This is a genomic window from Aggregatibacter actinomycetemcomitans DSM 8324, from assembly GCF_000372365.1.
GTDB lineage: Bacteria > Pseudomonadota > Gammaproteobacteria > Enterobacterales > Pasteurellaceae > Aggregatibacter > Aggregatibacter actinomycetemcomitans.
Map to the genome: position 1 here is coordinate 165,784 of NZ_AQUU01000003.1, position 7,010 is coordinate 172,793.

Genomic DNA, 7,010 nt, shown 5'->3' on the forward strand with positions numbered 1-7,010 from the left:
TGTTGACGATGTAGCTCATTGGTTCCGTATTTTTCAAAGCGTTGCAACCAAACTATAACAGAAGAATGGGCATCGTGTTGTGTGACTTCACGAATGCCTCAATGCTCTTCTAAAATAAGTTTGATGATGTGATGTTTGAATTCGATTGAATAATGTTTACCCATAAAAAGCTGCACCTTAACTGGTTAGGTGTGGTATCCAATTTTGGGGTGGCAGATCATCGATGTCGGTATGTTAAAAATTGGTCTTTATGGAATGATTTTGCCATTTTATGCTGAACCTTAAAAACTGTATTAGTTCGAAATGGGACTTATTAAAAGCTTGTTCATTGGATAAGCATATCAAAAAGCAGAATAAACTTCTGCTTTTTTGTTTGTTGCAAGTATAATGTTGCCCCAACACAAAGCAAAGGAACAAAACATGAAAATCATGTCGTTTAACATAAACGGATTAAGAGCCAGACCACATCAATTAGAAGAAATTATTAATAAATATCAACCGGATGTGCTGGGATTACAGGAAATCAAAGTGGCGGATGAGGTCTTTCCGTATGATTTGGTGGATCATCTTGGCTACCACGTCAATCATTTCGGGCAAAAGGGGCATTATGGCGTTGCGTTATTGAGTAAGCAGGCGCCGTTGTCCGTCAGAAAAGGGTTTCCGACAGATGATGAGGAAGCGCAAAAGCGGATCATCATGATTGATTTAGAGACGAAATTCGGTCAACTGACTGTTATTAATGGCTATTTCCCACAGGGGGAAAGCCGTGAACACCCGACTAAATTCCCGGCGAAACAAAAATTTTATGCAGATTTACAGCGTTATTTGGAGCAAGATCATAACGCGCAAAACCCGGTCATTATCATGGGCGATATGAATATCAGTCCTTCCGATTTAGACATTGGTATCGGCGAGGAAAATCGTAAACGTTGGTTGCGGACCGGCAAATGCTCTTTCCTGCCGGAAGAACGCGAATGGTATCAGCGTTTATATGCGTACGGCTTGGAAGATACCTTCCGCCACATGAATCCGACGGTTAATGATAAATTCTCCTGGTTTGATTATCGTTCCAAAGGGTTTGATGATAATCGCGGTTTGCGTATTGACCACATTTTGGCAAATAAAGCCTTGGTGGCACATTGTGTGGATACCGGTATTGCCTTGGATATTCGCGCCATGAATAAGCCTTCTGATCACGCACCGATTTGGGCGGAGTTTAAATAATGCCGTTGAAAAATCCCGAACAGAATTGGCAAAATTACCGCACATTAATTAATGGCAAAATCGCCAGTTGCACGGTTAATTTGGATATTTTTGAGACGTTTTCTCCGCAAAAATACAATAAAGTCGTGCAGGTTTCTCTGCCTTATGAGCCTGATGAAAATGCTATGCCGACCTTGGATGAACATCATCGTGTTATCACGGAATTGTTCAAAATTCTGATTCAGGTTTCAGCACTATCCGATGTGCTTTATGCCGGGCATATCATTGGTGACGGGCATTTGCAGTTGCATTTTTATTGCGATAAACCGACCGCACTTTTTGATGTGCTTGACCAATTCAAGGAACATATTGATCATACGGGCGTGCAGGATGATCCGAATTGGGACACTTATTTTGACTTTTTGCTGCCGTCGCCATTGGAAATGAAGCTTAACGTTACGGAAGAAATTCTCGATATGTTATTGCAAAACGGCAGAAATTTGGCGGATAACTATCTCATCGAACATACCTTTCAATTTGCCGATGAACAGCTGATGTATCAATTCATGGAAGAAACCAATCTCAGTGACATTTCTTTCAACACCATGAGTTACAGCAATGCACCTATTATCTTTTCTGCTTCTGACGAGGAAGACAAAGAAAGTTTTTATATCGTTAAAATTGAACAGGAAATGTCTTTGGATACGGATGAAATTTTTGCTTATGTTGAACAGTTTGAGCGTTTGGCGGAAAAATTTTCCGGTGAATATGTGGGCTGGGAGAGTGACACGATTAATCAGGTGAAAGCGAATTAATCCTTTTATAATAATAAGTAATCTATGCAATTTCTCATTACCGGCGGTGCCGGTTTTATCGGTTCGGCCTTGATTCGGTGGCTGATTCAACATACTGAGCACGACATCATTAATGTTGACAAGCTTACCTACGCCGGTAATTTATGTGCTTTGTACAGCGTAGAAACCCATCCGCGTTATCATTTTGAACAGACGGATATTTGCGATGGACAAATGATGGCGCATATATTGTCGCAATATCGTCCTGATGCCGTCATCCATTTGGCAGCCGAAAGCCATGTGGATCGGTCGATTGACGCACCTGCCGCGTTTATGCAAACCAATATTATCGGCACTTACACTTTGTTGGAAGCTGCCCGTAATTATTACGAGAAATTGACTGCCGAAAAAAAGCGGAATTTCGTTTTTTACATATTTCTACCGATGAAGTGTATGGCGATGTGGCGGAAAATCACGCCTTATCCAAGGAAGATGCTGCGTATGCGCCAAGTAGTCCGTATTCCGCTTCAAAAGCCTCTGCCGATCATTTGGCTCACGCTTGGCACCGCACTTATGGCTTGCCGATAATAATCACTAATTGCGCCAATAATTACGGCCCTTATCAATATCCTGAAAAGCTGATTCCGTTTATGATCTCCAATGCATTGAATGGCAAACCGTTGCCGGTATATGGCAACAGGCAGCAGATTCGTGATTGGCTTTATGTGGAAGACCATGTTCGCGCCTTGTATTTGGTGCTTATGAAAGGCAATGTAGGCGAAAGCTACAATATCAGCAGCCATTGCGAAAAAACAAATTTGGCTGTGATTTGTGCCATTTGTGAGCTCTTGGAAGAATTGGCGCCCAATAAACCGATGGGCGTAAAATATTATGCTGATTTAATTGTTCATGTCACCGATCGTCCCGGCCACGATCGCCGCTACGCCCTTGATGCCACAAAAATTCAACAAGAATTAAGCTGGCAGCCACAAGAAAATTTCTTCTCCGGAATACGAAAAACCGTGCAATGGTACATAGATAACCGGAATTGCTCAGATAAAGTGCGGTCGTAAAAACGTGTTCTGAAATTAACAAACTAATAACAAAGTGATTTCTCTTATTTTCAGCACTATTTTTGTTCAAACCAACGTCTAAAAAACGTTGGTTTTTTTCACCGCACTTTTTGAGCGGAGCATTAGTTTTTATTCACAAAGCACGCCCAAAAAACAGCTGTTTATTCAGGTTGTTTCGGTATGCTTTCCATGTTGATTACTTGAACGTGACATAAGGAATTAGGATCGATTTTGTATAGATAAAAGTTACCATTAGTCGCGTGAATGCTTTTAGCTAAAATAAAGGTATCGCTATATTTTGCTAAAACGTAATAGGCTCTACCTTCAATTTCCAAGGAATCAAACACTGTTTTGAAGTGCGGGCGGCTGTAGCCGACAATGAAGGCACAGATTACAAAATAGCAATAAGTGGACAACATCACATAGCTTTTATTTCGATACAGAAACGTAATGGTGGTATTGAGCGAGATTGTGTTTATGTGTTTCCGAATGTAATGCTTAAACAGCAGGGTAACAATAAACGTTATGATGATGTAAGTGAGTATAAAAAGATAACTTATTTTCCCAACAGTCAAAATGTAACCAATAACGCCGGGGATAAGGAAAACGGTACATAAAATATAGGTTCTTAGCAGACTAAGGCAAGCATCTGTCATGTAAGGCTGGGTTTTCTTCAGTCCGAATAAACCGATTAAATAGGTGCTGAGAAGAATAATGCTAACCCAGATCACATAGCCGAAACTACGAGCTACATTGCCCGTGCCTACATCTACATACCACCATGGAAAGCCGTAAAAATAAGATTGTCCCCAACCATAGGCATAAGCAGTGGACCAGCCTAAAACAACTAAAAATGCCATAGAAATGGAAGATGAAATAAGTTTACTTAAGGTTTTAAACATAAATATCTTAATTTGTATCTATTGTTGTTAAAATCAAATGAGAAGCATTTTATTTAAAATTCGCTTAAATTCAAGTTTAAACAGAACTGTTTGTGTAAAAATTACCCTATTGTTAATGTGGATTTGTTGAGGTGAATAGTATAAGTAAAATAAACTTACTATCGTGCCGGCCGGCTGAAAGAGGTTGTATAGCAGTGTAAAATGAAGTCAGAAAGCACAGCCCTTGTTCTGGTTCCGGTACTGTGCCTAAAAGCCTATAAGTGCGGTGAATTTTTGTGTTATTTTTTCGGCACTTCTTCCTGACAATACGGGCATTCCATTAAATGCTGTTCGCCGTTATGCACGATAAAATGCCCCATTTTTTTCGCTTTGGTGTCCAAATAGGCAGTGTTATAACGATTCTCACCCACATTTAACGGCACCCGCGCAACTACGTTGATTCCTGCCTGTTTCATAGTTTCGATTTTGTCCGGATTATTGGTGAGCAGACGAATTTGTTTTACGCCCAATAAATCAAAAATATCCGCACATACGCCAAAATTGCGTTCATCGGCGGCAAAGCCTAAAGCCAGGTTGGCTTCAATGGTGTCCATGCCCTGATCTTGTAGGGAATACGCGCGGATTTTGTTAATTAAGCCGATGCCTCTGCCTTCTTCGCGGTGGTAAATTAATACGCCGCGCCCTTCCTGTTGAATTTGACGTAACGCCGCCGCCAGTTGGAAACCGCAGTCGCATTTTAGGCTGTGTAGTGCGTCGCCGGTTAAGCATTCGGAATGAATACGCGCTAATACCGGTTCGTCCGAATTGCGGATGTCGCCTAAAACCAACGCAACGTGTTCTTTTTTGGTGTCGGGAAATTCAAAGCCCACGATTTTAAACAGACCGAATTCTGTCGGTAAATTCGCTTGGGCAACTAATTCAATTTTTGTCATAACTTGTCCTTAATTAGTCCTTATTCTTTTTCTCTCGTCGAATTCTGATGATAAAATGGCAGTCCGATTTTCATTTATGGTTATGAATATGTTAAAAAGATTGTCATTATATACGCTATTGCTTTGTCTTGTCCCTGTTTTTGTCTGGTTATCTGCATGGCAGTGGAGCGGAAATCTGGTTTTTGAGGATTACGAACATCCTTTATATTGGCTAACGGAAACCGGCAGTGTGCCTTATGCCATTATCACTTGCGGCGTTTTTGCGCTGCTCTTTTTACCATTATTTTCTAATCGTAAACAATGGATTTTAGCTGTTGCTGTAATGGCTTTTTCGATGGTGGTGACACAGGGATTAAAATCCGGTTTAAAAAATGTATTTGCCGAACCGCGCCCTTTCGTTACTTACATCGCCGAACAAACCGGCACGGGCACCGACGCTTTTTATGCGCAAGATCGTAAAGCGCGGGCGCAAATCGTTGACCGATTCTATCAAACCCAGTCTTCGGTGCCTGAATGGATTAAAGGGCATTATGCCGATGAAGTGGGCTATTCTTTTCCTTCCGGACACACCATTTTCGCCGCCAGCTGGCTGATGTTAACCGTGGGCTTTGTGCAATTACTCGGCAACAGAAAAGGGAACGCGAAATTATTACTTGGCTTTATGAGCATTTGGGCGCTATTGATGTTGGTCAGTCGCCTGCGTTTCGGTATGCATTATCCGATAGATTTATTGATTTCCGTTTTAATGGCGTGGCTGGTGCATTGGGTGATGTTCGCATTTTTAGCCAAAAAGCGGTATTTCCAAAAAGCGGAATAAGTTTGCCAAAAGTGCGGTCGTTTTTTAAGTATTTTAACAGGAGAAACAGATGTTATACGGATTGGATATTGGCGGAACCAAAATTGAGTTGGCGGTGTTTAACTCGCAGTTGGAGAAGCAATATCGCGAACGGGTGGAAACGCCGAAAACCAGCTATGAAGATTGGCTGAACACTATTGCCGATTTGGTGAAAAAAGCCGACGAAAAATTCGGCGGTAAAGGTTCCGTCGGCTTAGGCATTCCGGGCTTTGTGAATCAAACCACCGGCATTGCGGAAATCACCAATATCCGCGTGGCGGATAACAAACCCATTTTGTGCGACTTATCCGCTATTTTAGAACGCGAAGTATGCGCCGAAAACGATGCTAACTGCTTTGCCTTGTCGGAAGCCTGGGATGCGGAAAACGCCCAATATCCTTCCGTATTAGGTCTAATCTTAGGCACCGGATTCGGTGGCGGTTTTGTGTTAAACGGCAAGATTCATTCCGGGCAAACCGGCATGGCGGGCGAATTAGGGCATTTGCAATTGAACTACCATGCGTTGAAATTACTCGGCTGGGACAGGGCACCGATTTACGACTGCGGTTGCGGCAATAAAGCCTGTTTGGACACCTATTTATCCGGTCGCGGTTTTGAAATGTTATACCGCGATTTAAAAGGCGAGGCTTTATCCGCCAAAGAAATTATTCAACGTTTCTATGCTGGCGATAAAAGTGCGGTGGATTTTGTCGGCGTTTTTGTGGAGCTTGCCGCGATTTCCATCGGCAATATCATTACCGCCTTTGACCCGCATTTGATCGTGCTCGGCGGCGGATTGTCCAATTTTGATTATTTATACGGCGCCTTATCGAAAGCCTTACCGCCGCATTTAATGCGTAGCGCCAAAGTGCCGGTGATTAAAAAAGCCAAATATGGCGACTCCGGCGGCGTGCGTGGCGCCGCGGCGTTGTTTTTATCCCGTTAATGTTTAACGCAATAACAATCCGCACGTAAAACGTGCGGTTTTTAGGCTACCCTATAAGGGCCTAGTACTTCACATGCCCTTCAAAGGGCATGTGAAAACTGACAACCGCGAAATAACTCTATGACCTACCCCTTAAAGGGGTCCACATATNCTTTCTTNGATAAATTATCCTGAATCATGTCTTCCTTTTCCTGATTCCTTATATACNCCTCCACTGTCTTTGTATTTAGCCCTACCGTGCTTACATAATAGCCTTTCGACCAAAAATGTCGGTTACCATAGTTGTATTTTAGGTTTGCGTGCCTTTCAAAAATCATTAACGATG

7 protein-coding genes and 1 pseudogene are annotated in these 7,010 nt (G+C 42.2%); 5 read left to right on the forward strand and 3 right to left on the reverse strand.

The window, feature by feature from the left end; translation table 11 throughout:
• Positions 1-420: 420 nt before the first annotated feature.
• The 3 genes and pseudogenes from xthA to rfbB all read left to right on the forward strand — a co-directional run bounded on the left by xthA (position 421) and on the right by rfbB (position 3,070).
• Positions 421-1,224, forward strand: coding sequence for an exodeoxyribonuclease III (gene xthA, locus A3CS_RS0102835; protein ID WP_005574053.1), 804 nt, complete (start codon positions 421-423; stop codon positions 1,222-1,224).
• Positions 1,224-2,018: a TIGR01619 family protein gene (locus A3CS_RS0102840; RefSeq protein WP_005547825.1), complete on the forward strand. Its 795-nt coding sequence runs from the start codon at positions 1,224-1,226 to the stop codon at positions 2,016-2,018. The genes xthA and A3CS_RS0102840 overlap by 1 nt, the downstream gene beginning before the upstream one ends.
• A gap of 24 nt (positions 2,019-2,042) precedes the next feature.
• Positions 2,043-3,070: pseudogene (rfbB, locus tag A3CS_RS1000000111850) on the forward strand (dTDP-glucose 4,6-dehydratase).
• Positions 3,071-3,231: 161 nt separating this feature from the next.
• Here the strand turns inward: rfbB and A3CS_RS0102850 are convergent.
• Positions 3,232-3,972 carry a hypothetical protein gene (locus A3CS_RS0102850; RefSeq protein WP_005547821.1) on the reverse strand — a complete coding sequence of 247 codons (741 nt, stop codon included), beginning with the start codon at positions 3,970-3,972 and terminating at the stop codon, positions 3,232-3,234.
• A gap of 278 nt (positions 3,973-4,250) precedes the next feature.
• On the reverse strand, positions 4,251-4,904 hold the full coding sequence (ribA, locus tag A3CS_RS0102855; RefSeq protein WP_005547819.1) for a GTP cyclohydrolase II: 654 nt from the start codon (positions 4,902-4,904) through the stop codon (positions 4,251-4,253).
• A gap of 76 nt (positions 4,905-4,980) precedes the next feature.
• Between ribA and A3CS_RS0102860 the strand changes: the two genes are divergently transcribed.
• Entirely contained in the window at positions 4,981-5,721 is a 741-nt protein-coding gene (locus A3CS_RS0102860) for a phosphatase PAP2 family protein (RefSeq protein WP_005547817.1), read from the forward strand.
• Between the two features lie 49 nt (positions 5,722-5,770).
• On the forward strand, positions 5,771-6,685 hold the full coding sequence (gene nagK / locus A3CS_RS0102865; protein ID WP_005547816.1) for an N-acetylglucosamine kinase: 915 nt from the start codon (positions 5,771-5,773) through the stop codon (positions 6,683-6,685).
• Positions 6,686-6,810: 125 nt separating this feature from the next.
• On the opposite strand, the gene A3CS_RS0102870 is transcribed toward nagK, so the two are convergent.
• Positions 6,811-7,010 (reverse strand): IS200/IS605 family transposase (locus tag A3CS_RS0102870; RefSeq protein ID WP_019518220.1); only part of this gene is annotated, 200 nt, incomplete at its 5' end.